12 protein-coding genes are annotated in these 14337 nt (G+C 56.9%); 4 read left to right on the forward strand and 8 right to left on the reverse strand.

Annotated elements, in window-relative coordinates:
- Window positions 1-119: 119 nt before the first annotated feature.
- From H9Q75_RS08365 to H9Q75_RS12980, 3 genes are all read left to right on the forward strand, one after another.
- Window positions 120-1577 (forward strand): N-acetylmuramoyl-L-alanine amidase, encoded by a 1458-nt coding sequence (locus H9Q75_RS08365; protein ID WP_186566052.1) that lies wholly within the window; start codon window positions 120-122, stop codon window positions 1575-1577.
- A gap of 370 nt (window positions 1578-1947) precedes the next feature.
- Window positions 1948-2250, forward strand: coding sequence for a hypothetical protein (locus tag H9Q75_RS08370; protein WP_186566054.1), 303 nt, complete (start codon window positions 1948-1950; stop codon window positions 2248-2250).
- A gap of 58 nt (window positions 2251-2308) precedes the next feature.
- Window positions 2309-2533, forward strand: a complete 225-nt coding sequence (locus H9Q75_RS12980) for an S-layer homology domain-containing protein (RefSeq protein WP_186566056.1) — start codon at window positions 2309-2311, stop codon at window positions 2531-2533.
- 115 nt (window positions 2534-2648) lie between these two features.
- Here the strand turns inward: H9Q75_RS12980 and H9Q75_RS08380 are convergent, their stop codons facing one another.
- The 7 genes from H9Q75_RS08380 to deoC all read right to left on the reverse strand — a co-directional run bounded on the left by H9Q75_RS08380 (window position 2649) and on the right by deoC (window position 11509).
- Window positions 2649-3545: a dihydrodipicolinate synthase family protein gene (locus H9Q75_RS08380; protein ID WP_186566058.1), complete on the reverse strand. Its 897-nt coding sequence runs from the start codon at window positions 3543-3545 to the stop codon at window positions 2649-2651.
- Window positions 3546-3574: 29 nt separating this feature from the next.
- A complete protein-coding gene (locus tag H9Q75_RS08385) occupies window positions 3575-4366 on the reverse strand; it encodes an SDR family NAD(P)-dependent oxidoreductase (protein WP_186566060.1) in 792 nt (263 codons plus the stop codon).
- A 15-nt stretch (window positions 4367-4381) separates the two neighbouring features.
- Window positions 4382-5941, reverse strand: a complete 1560-nt coding sequence (locus H9Q75_RS08390) for a xylulokinase (protein WP_186566061.1) — start codon at window positions 5939-5941, stop codon at window positions 4382-4384.
- Window positions 5942-5979: 38 nt separating this feature from the next.
- The gene (locus H9Q75_RS08395; RefSeq protein WP_186566063.1) at window positions 5980-8526 is read right to left on the reverse strand and encodes an ATP-binding cassette domain-containing protein; all 2547 of its coding nucleotides are present in this window, start codon (window positions 8524-8526) and stop codon (window positions 5980-5982) included.
- A 117-nt stretch (window positions 8527-8643) separates the two neighbouring features.
- Window positions 8644-9729, reverse strand: a complete 1086-nt coding sequence (locus H9Q75_RS08400; RefSeq protein ID WP_186566065.1) for a sugar ABC transporter substrate-binding protein — start codon at window positions 9727-9729, stop codon at window positions 8644-8646.
- Between the two features lie 75 nt (window positions 9730-9804).
- Window positions 9805-10791, reverse strand: coding sequence for an ABC transporter permease (locus tag H9Q75_RS08405; RefSeq protein WP_186566067.1), 987 nt, complete (start codon window positions 10789-10791; stop codon window positions 9805-9807).
- Between the two features lie 70 nt (window positions 10792-10861).
- Complete coding sequence (deoC, locus tag H9Q75_RS08410; RefSeq protein ID WP_186566069.1) at window positions 10862-11509, reverse strand: deoxyribose-phosphate aldolase; 648 nt, start codon at window positions 11507-11509, stop codon at window positions 10862-10864.
- A 370-nt stretch (window positions 11510-11879) separates the two neighbouring features.
- Between deoC and H9Q75_RS08415 the strand changes: the two genes are divergently transcribed.
- On the forward strand, window positions 11880-12659 hold the full coding sequence (locus tag H9Q75_RS08415; RefSeq protein ID WP_186566071.1) for a DeoR/GlpR family DNA-binding transcription regulator: 780 nt from the start codon (window positions 11880-11882) through the stop codon (window positions 12657-12659).
- Between the two features lie 52 nt (window positions 12660-12711).
- On the opposite strand, the gene H9Q75_RS08420 is transcribed toward H9Q75_RS08415, so the two are convergent.
- Complete coding sequence (locus H9Q75_RS08420; RefSeq protein WP_186566073.1) at window positions 12712-14151, reverse strand: sigma 54-interacting transcriptional regulator; 1440 nt, start codon at window positions 14149-14151, stop codon at window positions 12712-12714.
- Window positions 14152-14337: the final 186 nt, after the last annotated feature.

Here is a 14337-nt window from a genome sequence, read left to right on the forward strand (position 1 = left end):
GGAATGCGGACCGTAAACAAAATTTTAGGTGACATTGCGGCCATGATCGAGGAACAGTACAAGGGAGAGGCGGTGTATACGAAACTGGGCACCCTCTGGACTGAAAGGGGGAGTGAACGATGAGCAAGTACATAACGGAGACCCCGCTGGAGCAGATCGTGCGGGCGGAGCTGGTAGAGGCCAAAGGGCGGAGCATGTCCCAGGTTAAGACCGCAGTGGGCTGTGACCAGATCATCAACTGCTGGTTTTACAACATGTCCACCGGGCGGCCGGTGGGCAATCTGAGGATCAAGGGCGTGGTGAAGGCCAACGCGGGCTGGTCCGGGTACGGCCTGACCTGGGACGCCGTGGCGGACATGCGCCTGGCGCTGGTGCCCGTGCAGGGCGGCGAGAATTACCTCTCCGGGGTGGAGCTGCTGACGCCCTCCAGGCAGGAGGGTGCAAAGCTGTCCTACGATGCCGCATACGGCGGCAGGCGCGGCCGGTCCGCGGCCATGATCGCCGGGGACACGCTGGTGCTCTACTGCAGCGGGGATGGAACCGGGGATGCAAAGACGCCGGAGGCGCTGCGGGACGAGCTGGCGGCAATCGGCCGGAAGTACGAGCCATCCGGAACGCTGTACGCCACGGGATGGGATTCCGGCGGCTCCAGCCAGTGCGACTTTGGCGGCGGGCAGAAGATCACCAGCAGCCGGAAGGTGGCCGGGTATTTCTGTCTTTGGCTGGAAAAGGATGAGCAGAAGGGGGACAGGCCTGTGGGCAGACAGTACAAAGTAACGCCGTCTGTGGGCGTCAATATCCGCAGCGGTCCGGGGACAGGCTATTCCAAGGTTGGGGCCTATGCGTGCGGCACGGTGGTGGCGGTCACGGCTGCGCAGGGCGGCTGGGGACAGACGGCCAAGGGCTGGGTGGCCCTGGAGTATCTGGAGGCCGTGGAGGGCGCTCAGCGGACCACGGACACGGGGATGAAGATTCGGACGGCGTACATTGACGCCGGACGGAAGAACCGGCCGGGCGGGATAAATCCCTGCAGGTACATTACCATCCACGAGACGGGCAACAAGGCCTCCGGCGCGGACGCCGAAGCCCATGGGGCCTATCTGAACAGCTCCGCCGGGGAGGCCGATCTGGTCAGCTGGCACTACACGGTGGACGACCACGCCATTGTGCAGCACCTGCCCGATGGGGAGACGGCCTACCACGCGGGGGACGGCAAGGCGGGGACGGGCAACGCCCAGAGCATCGGGATTGAGATCTGCGTCAACGCGGACGGGGACTTTGCAAAGGCCAAAGCGAATGCGGCCGCCCTGGTGCGGCTGCTGATGGAGGAGCACGGCATCCCGATTGCAAACGTGGTGCAGCACAACCGCTGGAACGGCAAAGACTGCCCGTACACCATCCGGCACACGGCCGGGGCCTGGGAGGCCTTCCTGGCGCTATGCGGGGGTGAGAGCGCCGCGGAGACAGACCGGAAAACGGTCCAGGAGCGCTTTGGCCTGGCGGACGAGACCATGGACTACCTGGAGGCATACAAATACGGGGCCGACCTGCTGAAAAAGCTGGCCGAGAGGGGATGAGGCGCAGGGCGAAGCAGTGTGCTGATTCAGATCGTATGGCTTCTTACGTCTGCCCGTTGACGGGTACGAATCAATGCTTCTCTGCGCGCCTTGTGTAAGATATGGACCACCCCATCCGGTATGGGTAAAAGGCCGGGTTCTTTCATTCGGGAACGGAATTAACCGAGTCTTTATAAAGAATGGGATCGTGAAGTTTACGTGCCTGCCCTAGAATAAGAGTGTGGCCTATTCTGAGAAGTTCTGCGGTGTGGGCGTTCACATATTGCTGTGCGGCCAGCGGTACCGGGATGGTCGATTGAACGGGTCGGCAAAGAGAATGCAAGAGCAGAAGGAGTCGGAGAAGCATTGAAAAGAGGTATGAAGCGGATACGTGGCAGCCATTTCATGGCCGCTCATTTCTGTGATGTCAGTGGGGCTGTTCCAGGCCGCGCTGACGGCAAGAGCCAGCGCGGTGGAGCGCACCGCAGCAGAGCAGAGGGAGCTGTGGGAGATTGTGCTGGAGGAAGGGTACACCCACTATGATACCATTGATTTGTGCGGCGGGAACTTCCGCCTGCGGGGTATTTGCGTGGATGATAAGATGGAGTACATGTACTTCTTCTACACCAGCGCACCTACAAAGATGGACATGAAGACCGGTAAGGTGGTCGGATCGGTGGTCGGCTTCGGGTAGGGGAGCTTCAGCGCCCCCCAGCGGCGCCCATCTGGACTGCCCTGCCGCCCGCTTCGATGTGGCGGAGGGAAGCTGGCACGCCTCTGCGGCGGCCTGGGCTGCGGAGAGACAGATTGTCAATGGATGTGGACACGGACAATTTGGTCCCAATGATCCGATTACCCGGGAACAGCTGGCCGTCGTTCTGATGGCATATGCCGAATATAGGGGTAACGACGTGAAGAGGCGGGCTGAGGTGGCACAGATGCTGAGAAATTTTGTGGAGCTGACAGCACAAGCCTAAGGGGGACCAAGCTCCAGCCGGCCCCCTTATAAAAGGAAGGTATGAATTGCTCCCGGCATGAAGAAGGAGGGATCAGCAGCTGCTGATCCCTCCTTTGCGTTGAGGCAACAACGGACTAGATAAGATGGAGCGCCTGGAGATTCGCCTTAATGGCATCCTTTTCCTTCTGGGTTGCATCGCTGAGCGGGTTGCGGACAACGCCCAGCTCCAGGCCGATGAGGGAAGCTGCGTATTTGTAGCCCGCCAGGAAGGGCGCGCCCTTCAGCGCGGTGCGGATGGCCAAAATCTCTTTCTGCTTTTCAAAGGCGCCGGCAATGTCGCCCCTGAAATAAATCTCGCACACGTCGATGATGGGCTTGGGGAATACCGCGGAGATCAGAGAGATGATGCCGCAGCCGCCAATGGTCAGAGTGGGGAAGATGGTGGCGTCGCTGCCGGCAACACACTCAAAATGTTTGCCCGGCTTGATGCCCGCCATGACGGACTGGAGATGGATAATGTCCTGGGTGCTGTCCTTATAACCCACCACATTTTCATTCTCATTGACGATCCTATCCACCAGCGCCGGGGACAGGGTGTTGCTGGTCTGGGGCGCATTGTATACGTATACGGGCAGCTTGGTCATGCCGGCCAGCTCGGAGTAATAGCGGAAGAGCAGGTCGGGTGTATAGCCCAGAACATAGGGCTGGGTGATGCAGATGGCGTCCACGCCGGCATCCACATAGCGCTGCAGCAGCGTTTTGGCGTCGCATAAACGCAACTCGGCGATATTGCCCACCACGGGGACCTTGCCGCCAGCCTTTTCCACCGCGACTTTGGTCATTTCAATGCGCTCATCTTGGGTGGTGTAGAGGCTCTCGCCCGCCAGACCGGAGCAGAACAGACCCTTGATGCCGGCCTGCATCTGGAAATCGCACTGGCTTGCGTACATACCCAGGTCCAGTTTTTCGTTCTTGTCAAAAGTGGCAATCAGCTCGGTAACGGCGCCCTTCAGAAGAAATTGTTCCATCATACAGACTTCCTTTCTTAATTTGGCTTGGGTTACAGCATGGATCCGGCGTCAATGGTCAGAGTCGCACCGGTAATGAGGCGTGCCTCGGGAGAGGTGGCAGCCCAGACGATCATGCGGGTCACATCCTCAGGCTCAATAAAGGCGACTCCCATGGCGCGCTTTTTGCTCAGTGCTTCATCGGCCTCTGCGAAGGTTTTAAAGGAGGTGCCGTTCATTTTGTTTAGATAGTCCACAAATTCCGGGCGGTCCGTCATAGGCGTCTTTACCATGGTGGGGCAGATCACATTGACGGTGATGCCGTGCTTGGATAGCTCCTTGGCCAGCGTCTTGGTCAGACCGATCACGCCGAACTTGGACATGGTGTAATGCCCCAGATTGGGGGTGCCCTTCAGACCGGCGGTGGAGGAGATGTTGATGATGCGGCCGCTGCCCTGCTTGAGCATGTATTTGGCGGCCTCTTTGTCCACCCGCCAGGTGCCCATCAGATTGATGTCAATGGTCTTCCACACCTGCTCCTCGGGCAGCTCCCAGGTGGCGCCGAAGGTCATGATGCCCGCGTTGCTGATTGCCACGTCAATGGTCTCAAACTGCTCGGCCGCCTGGGCGAAGAGAGCCTCCACCTGGTCGCCCCTGGTCACGTCGCACTGGACGGCCAGACACTTGCCGCCGGCCTGCCCGATGGCCTGGACCGCGGCCTGCATCAGCGTGTGCTCGGGCGGGAACAGGTCGCCGATGACCACGTTATACCCCAGCCGGGCGAAGGCCAAAGCGTGGCTGAGGCCCTGCCCCTGTGCTCCGCCGGTGATGACAACTGTGCTCATAACAAATCCTCCTAATTATAATGTCGTTTCCGCTGCGTCGATGGCCAGCCGGCAGTCGGCCAGCTTGTCAAAGACGGGGATCAGCTGTTCATAAGTGGTGAGGAACACGTCATACAGCTTGTCGTATATGGGCTTGACGGCCGGATCCGGTATGGATACGCTCTCCCGGCGCACCAGCGCCTGCGCCTGGTCGAAGTCCTTCCACAGACCGACGCACACACCGCCGCACTTTGCAGCGCCCCAGGTGTTGGCCTCCTGCTTCATGGTAGTACACACCACGGGGAGTTGGAGCACGTTGGCGATGATCTGTTTCCACAGCGAGCCCTTTGCGCCGCCGCCGATGAGGTAGACCTCCCGGATCTCGGTCTTTGTCTGTGCGGCCAGAATATCCACCATTTCCCGCATGATGTAGGCTACGCCCTCCAGAATGGCGCGGCAGATGTCCCCATAGGTGTGTCTGGGCTCCAGCCCCACAAAGCCGGCCCTGGCGTTGATGTTCTGGGTGGGCGCGCCGCCGCCCCTCAGGTAGGGCAGGAAGATGAGCCCTCCGGCGCCGATCGGCGATTGCCGGGCCAGTTCATCCATACGGTCGTAGGTAATTTTTAAATCGCTGCCCGGGATAGTGTTTACCAGCTCACGGGCCCACTGCTGGCTCAGACCGCCGGAGAAGGCCACCACATGGGGGGTGTACCCCTCGGTCGTGGTGCTACAGATACAGGCGATGCGCTTTTGATAGTCCAACATGGGCTGATCGGAGCACATCCCCACCCAGGAGCCGGAGCCGATGTACAGATAGCACTCGCCGTCCCTACTCACTCCGGCGCCGGAGGCGGCGATGGCTACGTCGCCCCCTCCCACACACACGGGGGTGCCCTCTCTCAGGCCGGTGGCCGCAGCCGCAGCGGCGGTCACGTGGCCCAGCAGGTCAGAGGACTTACGGATGGGAGGCAGGACGGACGGGTCAATACCGATGATGTCCAGAATTTCTTTGGACCAGATGCGGTTCTTGATGTCCATCATCACAGTCTCCGACGCGTCGGAGAAGTCTGTGGCCATCTGGCCGGTGAGTTTGTATCCGATGTACTCCTTGGGCTGGAGGTAGTAGGCTGTCTTTTGAAACAGCTCGGGCATGTTTTGGCGGAACCACAGGATTTTATAGCCCGTAAAGGTCTCCTCCGTCAGCCCAATCCCAGTGTGGTAGTAGACTTTCTCCTGGCCGCCGAACCGTTCGGCCACCTCCCGCACCTGGGGGGTGGTGCGCATATCCGCCCAGATCTGGCACGGGTCCATCAGAAGGGTTCCGTCCCTGTCCAGGGGGATCAGGGCGGACATCTGGCCGCTGGGTGCCACGCAGGCGATGTCGTCCGGAGAGATGTGATGCTCTGCCAACAGCTTTTTGGAGGCGTCGCAGAAATAGTTCCACCAGTCCGTCGGACTTTGCAGGGTCATATTGGGGCCGGGGTATTCGGTCTTGTATTCGCCGTATACGCTGCCTAGGATGTTGGCCTGGGCGTCAAAGACGGCGACCTTGATCCCTGTGGAGCCCAGATCCAGCGCCATAATCTTATCTTTCATACTTTCCTTACACCCGCTTCCCGTTGTTCTGCCGCCGGTCAGTGCTGCGCGGCATGAGACATAATGCGGTCCTGCTCTAGTTCGCCGCGCTCCAGCAGAGCCGTCATAACACCCTCACGGAGCACGGCCACCCGGTCGGCGCAGCCGATCAGCTCCGGCATTTCGGAGGAGATGAGGATTACCGCCACGCCCTGCCGGGCAATATCGGAGATGAGCTTGTGAATCTCCGCTTTTGCGCCGATGTCGATGCCCCGGGTAGGTTCATCCAGGATCAGGATGCGCGGCTGGATCGCCAGACGATTTGCCAGGGATACCTTCTGCTGGTTACCGCCGGAGAGCTCCACGACGTTCTTCTCCATGGAGGTGGTCTTGATCTGCAGACGCTCAATATAGTCTGCGGAGAGCTGCTTTTCGTCGCTGCCCCGAATAAAGCCCAGCCTGCTGCTCAGCTTTTTGTAGGAGGCCATGGCGATGTTGTCGCGGATGGACATCAAGGGGACAAAGCCGTCCTGCTTGCGGTCCTCTGGGACATAGGCAATATGCTGCCTGAGCGCGTCCAGGGTGGAATGGATTTGGACAGGCGTTCCATCCACCAGGATCTCCCCACTGTCCGGCTGGTCCAGGCCGAAGATGCAGCGGGCGATCTCTGTGCGGCCCGCGCCCACCAGCCCGCTGAAGCCCAGCACCTCTTTTTCGCGGACCGTAAAAGAGATGTTATGGAACACGCCGTGCTTGCAGAGGTTGCGCACCTCCAGCACCGGCTTGCCCAGGGTCTCGCTGCGCTCACGCTCAAAAATATCGCTGAGCTCACGGCCTACCATCATGCTGATGATCTTGGCTTCGTTGGCCTGGCTCACATCCTCCACGCCCACCAGCTTGCCGTCCCGGAGAATAGTAATCTTGTCGCAGATGCGGAAGATCTCCTGCATGCGGTGAGAGATGTAGATGAGACACAGGCCCTCGGCCTTGAGCCGCTCAATGATGGTAAACAGCTCATCCTTTTCCCGTTCGCTCAGAGAGGAGGTGGGCTCATCCATGATAATCAGCCACGCATCGCTGGCCAGAGCTTTGGCGATTTCCACCATCTGCTGCTCGGAAACCGTGAGCGCGCTTGCTTTCTTGGATACGTTGATTTTCAGCCCAAGCTTATCCAGTACAGCCTGAGCGTTCTGATTCATCCTGCGGTTTTTCAAGAAGACGGGGAGCTTTGCCTTTTCCTCTTTGCCCAGGTAGATGTTCTGTGCCACGGTGAGCTCCGGAATCAGCGCGATTTCCTGGTGGATCAGAGCGATGCCAAGCTGCTTGGCCTCCATGGCGCTGTTGATCTCTACGGGTTCTCCGTTGATACAGATGGAGCCGGAGGAGGCGGGCAGCTCGCCGCTGAGGATGCGCATCAGAGTGGATTTCCCCGCGCCGTTTTCGCCCATCAGCGCCTGTATCTCGTGGGGGCGGACGGTAAAGTCCACATTATCCAGGGCGCGCATACCGGGGAACACCTTGGTAATGCCCCGCATCTCCACCACGTGCTCCTTGGCAGCGCGCATCTGCTCCACACTGGCGGCGGACGCATGGGGGATCTTCTCGGACTCCTCCGCGCTGAGTTTGGGAATCAGACGCTGATTGGAGTAATGTGTGATGGCCATGTCGGTGAGTACGGCGATGAGGACCAGCGCGCCGGTGGCAATGTATTCAAAGAATTTGTCCACGCCCAGCAGGCTCAAGCCGTTGCTGACAATGCCCACCAGGAGCGCGCCGATGATGGTCCCCTTCAGGCTGCCCTTGCCGCCTTCCAGGCTGGTGCCGCCCAGCACCACCGCGGTGATGCAGGAGAACTCCAGGTTCTGGCCGGCGTAGGGCTGGGCGGAGCCGAGACGGCCCACGGTCATGATGGCGCCGACGCCTGCGATCAGGCCGCCCAGCATGTAGACCACCAGAAGCTTCTTCTCAATATGGATGCCGCAGGCCCGGGCCGCGCAGCTGTTGCCGCCGATGGCGTACAGCTCACGCCCAAATACCATGCGGTCGTTTACTGTGCAAAACAGGAGGTACAGGACCACCACGATGATTAAAATCACGGGGATGCCGGCCACACTGCCCTGTCCAATGAATTTGTAAAAAGGATTGGTCACCTTGATAGAGGTGGCGCCGTGCAGCAGCATGGTGGCGCCGCGTCCGACAAATTGCATGGCCAGAGTTACGATAAATGCGGCAATTTTCAGTCTGCCCACCAGAAAGCCGTTGACGGCCCCAAAAGCTGTCGCAAGAATAAGAGTAGAAAGAACAGCCAGCACCGTGCTGTTCGTAGCATTCAAAACCACAATGCCGAACATACCGCTCACGGCGATATTAGAGCCCACCGACAAGTCAATGCCGCCGGTGAGAATAATAAAGGTCATGCCGATGGACACGACCAGCGTAACGCCGGTCTGCCGGACGATGTTCATCAAGTTGGTGGGGCCCAGGAAAGCGGGATTAAGTACGGCGAACACGATACAAAGGATAACGATGATGGAGATTAACGCCAAATACCGCACAGTAGCGGTACTTGGTGGCCCAAAGCGGGCCTTCCTTTTTACACTTTTCATCATGAAACTCCAAACTTTGAAAATTTGAGGCTGCGGCGCGCACGCGCTCTGCACGCGCCACAGCTCAATTTTTTCTCACCAGTTTGTTTTCGCCGGGGCGGGGGATACGTGTTCAGGTCAGCCGTACATACCGACAAATTCAGAGGAGTAGTCCGCGACCATGGCCAGGGCCTCCTCAGGCGTGCAGCCGCCGATAATATCCCAGGTGTCGGGCTGATTGGCTGTGATAAGATCCTGGATTTCCTCGGAACAGCAGGCGTACAGAGGCAGGTACACGGTCTTTTCCACCTCTACGCCCCGCAGGATAGCGTCGGCATAGGCCATGCAGTGATAGCCGTCGCGTTGGCTGCAGAAGAACGCTTCGGAAACCACCTTCCCGTCCACCATATACTCCAGGCACTCCTTTTCGCCGTCGTTGCCGGCGATGAGGATCTCGTCCAGGCGGCCTGCGTTCTCCACTGCATTTACAACCGCGGGGGTGGCGCCGTCGGTCTCGCAGAGGATGGCGTCAATTTGCTCATACTTGGCCAGCCAGCTGTCCACGATGTTCACGGCCTTGGCGGGGTCCCAGTCGCAGGGCTGGGTGTCCAGCAGCTCGATGTTGGGATACAGCTCCAGCACGTCATAGAAGGCTTCGGTGCGGGAGTCGGAGGCCTCGTGTCCCACCTGACCCTGCATTAGCAGTACCTTGCCCTCGCCGCCCAGAGCCTCAAAGCAGGCCACGGCGGAGCCGTAGAAGCCATTATAGTGGTTGATCAGGCAGTTGTAGTCGGCGTTGGCCATGGGGCTGCGCAGGGAGACCATGATGACGCCCGCGTCACGGCCTTTCTGGAACACATCCTCCAGGGCCTCGGCGTCCTGCGGATCGGCGATAATCATGTCGTAGCCCAGCTCAATAAAATTTTCAATAATGGAGATTTCCTCCTCCAGGCTGTTTTCGGCAAACTGTTCGTCCAGCTCATACCCAAAGTCCTCAGCGCCCTTGTGGAAGGCCTCGGAGGCACCCACATAGTAGGAGTTGGTGGTATTGATCTGTACCAAGCCTATTTTCTTGGCGCCCTCCGGGCTGCCTGTGGAGGGGATGCTCGCAGAGGGATCGGCGCTGGGGGTGTTGGTGCTTCCGCCGCCGGACGGATTGGAGCAGCCGGCGAGCGTCACAAGCAGCAGAGACAGGGAGAGCGCGATTGCGGCGATTCGTTTCATTGTGATGTTCCTCCTTTATATGTTTGATGATATTTGAGCATGGCATTCCTGCGCCATTTTTTGCGATTGTTCGGCTCAGACCTGCGGAAATATCCTGGCGCGGGCCCGGACGTCCTCCTTTTCCTTGAGCCGCTTGCTGAAGTAGTTCATCAGCAGCGCCATAACGATGACCAGCCCCTTAAAGCACTGCTGGGCAATGGTGGGGATGGAGAGAAAAACCAGCAGGCTGCTGATGACGCCCAGGAAGATCACGCCCAGCAGCGTGCCTACCATATCGCCCTTGCCGCCCTCGATGGCGGTTCCACCGATGATAACGGCGGCGATGCAGTCCATTAGGTAGGTGTTGCCGCCGCTCTCCTGGGTGACCTGGGAGATCCGGCAGGCCATGATAATGGCCGCGATCCCCATAGTCAGGCCGCAGATGATGTATACCATCATCTTATATCGCCCTGTGTTGATACCGGCCAGCTTGGTGTTTTTCTCAGAGGAGCCGATGGCGTACACATAGCGCCCGAGGGTCGTGCACCGCAGGATTACCTCCCCGACAGCAAAGACGATCAGGAAGATCAGCGTGCAGAGGGGGAATCCGGTGCCAAACACATCCCCGACGGCGATCGTGGTGAAGACCTCGTGCTTCAGAAAGAATTTGCTGCCAAGGGCGATGACATTCAGGATGCCCTGTGCGATAGACATGGTCGCCAGTGTGGAGATAAACGGGATTACCTTCAGCTTGGATACCAGAAGGCCGTTTACAAGGCCGAGGATACCGCCCGCCACGACCGCGCCAAGCATGGAGAGCCATGGATTCCCTGTGTGGTTGAACAGCAGCCCCATCACGATTGCGCCCAGAGTAATGCCATACCCTGCCGACAGGTCGATTCCGCCGGTCAGGATGACAAAGGTCATCCCGATTGCCAGGACACCGGGCGCCGCGATCTGTCTGGCGATTCCCAGCAGGTTGTCTGCGGAGGCGAATCTCGGATTGACACAGGTGGCAATGATGCTCATTGCCACGATCAAACCAACGAGAATCAGCTTGCTCCAATCAATACTCTTTTTCATAGGCTTGAACCTTTTTCTCCTTTATGGCCTCTGCCGGAAATTCTGTTCTGCGGCGTGGGAGCGCTTGCGCTCAACTGTTGAGCAGCTTAATGCCGGAGCTGGTGCCCAGCCGGTCGGCGCCCGCATCCATAAAGGCGTAGATATCCTCCTTGGTCTTCATGCCGCCAGCTGCTTTGATCTTCACATCCGGACCGATGTGCTTTTTGAAAAGCTCCACATCCGGCACAGTGGCTCCGGCAGTTCCGAAGCCGGTAGAAGTCTTGATATAGTCGGCCTTGGCGTTGGTGACGCATTTGCAGATGGCGATCTTTTCCTCGTCGGTAAGGTAGCAGGTCTCGATGATGACCTTCAGCACCTTGCCGTCGCAGGCCGCGCGCAGCGCCTTGATTTCGTCCTCGATGGCCTGGAAGTTGTGATCTTTGGCGTCGCCGATGTTGATTACCATGTCAATCTCGCCGGCGCCCTCTTCAATGGCCTTTTTGGCCTCAAACACTTTGACCTCGGTGGTGTTGTAGCCCAGAGGGAAACCAATCACCGTGCAGATGTTGATCTGGTCGCCGTACTTGTCATGTACGCGCTTGACAAATGCGGGCGGAATACAAATGGAGGCAGTCTTATATTGGATAGACTCCTCGCAGATCTGCTGGATCATATCCCAGGTGGAGGTGGGCTTGAGCAGAGTGTGATCGATGTGGCCATAGATTTCTTCCTTTGTCATTGTGGAAAACCCCTTTCAAATAAAATGATAATATTTTAACATTTTGCTGCTGGCATTGCACAAGGATACGAGATATTTCTAAAAATTATTATAACATTACGCACAATTATTTCAATATACTGCGATTAAAATTGTATATATAAACAATTTTGGGTTTCTAAACTATATATTCTACACAGAAAAACTAACATTTAAACATTTAAATTGTTTATAATGATTAATAAAATTTTTAAAATTGATAAAAGATGAAAAGAAAAAATAAAAAATGTTAAAAATATAGCAATGATGTTGAAAAAATGATAGGATAAGTATATACTTGTGTTAGAACATTTTCGGAGTGCCTTCTGGAAAACAAGTGGGAGGAGTCGTTATGTCCAAAAAGCAGGGACGCCAAAACGAAATTTTGTCTATCCTGAAAAATGCGCCTGGGATGTCAATCCGCAGCCTGGCGGCTGAAGTGAACGCATCGGAGATGACCGTGCGGCGGGACTTGAGCGAGCTGCATGCCAAGGACTATGTAAGCATCATTCAGGGCGTGGCAATTCTGAACAAGAATAAGGATGGCTCCGCCATTATCAAGGAGTACTCTCTGACGGTGGAGCGGCGGGCGATGAGGGACGCCAAGCGCCGTATCGGCGTGCTGGCCTGTACGCTGCTGGAGCCCAACGACAGCATTCTGGTGGATACGGGCACAACGACGGAACAGCTTTTTGAGCACCTGCCCGACGATATGCCGCTGACCATTATGTGCTACAATATGAACATCCTGCTGGCATGTAAAGACCGGGAAAAGACCAACCTGATTTTTGCCGGGGGATTTTACCATAGAAATACCCAGATGTTTGAATCCCCGGAGGGAGCGGATCTCATCTCCCGCATCTGCGTCAATAAATTTTTCTGCTCCGCCGCCGGGATCAGTCAAAAGGGAGCGGTCACCTGTATCGAACAGCATGAACTGCCGGCCAAGCAGAGCGGACTCAAGGCCGCTACGACGCGGATTCTGCTGGCCGACTCCACGAAATTCGGGAAAATCCGCCCCTGCATGTTTGCCAGCTTAAATGATTTTGATGTGATCATTACGGACAGTGACATTGCACCGGAATGGCTGAATCTGTTTTCCGAGTCGGGAATTAAATGGATGTTGGCCTGAGGGCGGAGCGCTGTTCCTCTGATGAACTTTGGATACCAAAAAAGCGCCCCCGTCAGGGGGCGCTTTTCTCGGGCCTGGGTGAGAGATGATACTTTTGCAGCTTTCGGTACACGCTGGACAGATCGAGCTTAAGGGCCTTGGCCGCGGCGGCGGGCGTGTGCAGACGGTCCAGTGCCTGGACCAGCAGGTCCCGTTCACAGGCGTCCATATAGGCGCGGAAGGAGAATGAGGTGCTGTCCTCAAAAGAGGGAAGACCGGTATGCGGGACAGGATGCTCTACAGACTCCGCCACAGGCTGTCCGCCGCTCAAAAAACCGGGCGGAACCGATTCAATCAGCCACTCAGGCTCAGGAGAGGTGATGATCATCCGCTCAATAAAATTTTTTAACTCCCGGACATTGCCCGGCCAGTCATAACAGCGCATGTCCTCCAAAACCTGTTCCGTAAAAATTTTCACACAGGTATATTTTTTGCAGTAGTGGCGCAGATAGTGGAGGGTCAGCGGAATGATGTCCTCTCTGCGCTCCCGCAGAGGCGGGATATGGACGGAGATGACGTTGATCCGGTAGAACAGGTCCTCGCGAAAGCGCCGCTCTCCCACCAGCGTGAGCAGATCCTCGTTGGACGCACAGATCAGGCGGAAGTCGATCTCCTTGGCGCTGACTGCGCCCACGCGGGTAACCTGCCGGGTTTCCAGCACGCGCAGAAGCTTGGTTTGCAGCGCCATGGGCATAGAGTTGATTTCGTCCAGAAAGAGTGTGCCGCCGTTGGCCATCTCCACCAGACCGGGTTTGCCGGTGGGAGCGGCGCCGGTAAAAGCTCCGCGGTCATAGCCAAAAAGCTCAGATTCCATCAAATTTTCTGGAATGGCGGCACAGTTGAGCACCACAAAGGGCTGCTCACTGCGCCGACTGGAGCGGTGGATGTGGCGGGCGATGACTTCTTTGCCCGAGCCGGAAGGCCCGCTGACCAAAACTGAGGCATCTGTCTTGGATACGGTGGCCAGGAGCGAGACCAGCTGTTTCATTTGGGGGCTCTCCGCAATAATATCTACCGGAGGAGAAGCGGAAGGTATTTTAATCTGGAGGTTGAGCGAGGTAGACTTGTTCATCATACCCCTCTGTAGACGGGTATGCAGGTTGGATAAGGTCTCCTGAGTGTAGAAGATATACTTTAGAGCTCCGGATTCGTCAAAAATGGGGGCCCCGGTTGTGAGCGTATCATAGAGGCGGTTGTTGTCCCTGTCCGTGATAGTAACCACTGCCTGGACAAGGCTGCGTGTTTGCAGGACCTGATCGTAGACACTTCGGGTGAGGTAGCCCTCTTGCTGGAACCAAGAGATGGTCTTCCCATAAAAGAATTTCTTTGAATGGAGCGTTAAATCACAGTAAGGTTGATTTACATAGAGATAATAACCATCAGCATCCAAAATAAAGATGCCGATGTTAATATAATCCAAAAGCAAGGGAAAGAGATGCGTGTTGAATTCCATCGCAGAACCCCTCCATGATAAGAATTAAACATAGTATACCCCGTAATTTGCGTTACTGCAAATAAAAAATTTGCAGTAACGCAAATTTTTGCATCTTTACAAAAGAAGGGTGAGGCTTCAGAAGCAGAACTTTTTCCAAGCGAGGGAGAAAGAGGTATTTAAAAATGGCGGGTTGAATAAAATTGA

The sequence above is a fragment of the Lawsonibacter celer genome, assembly GCF_014281125.1.
Classification (GTDB): Bacteria; Bacillota; Clostridia; order Oscillospirales; family Oscillospiraceae; genus Lawsonibacter_B; species Lawsonibacter_B celer.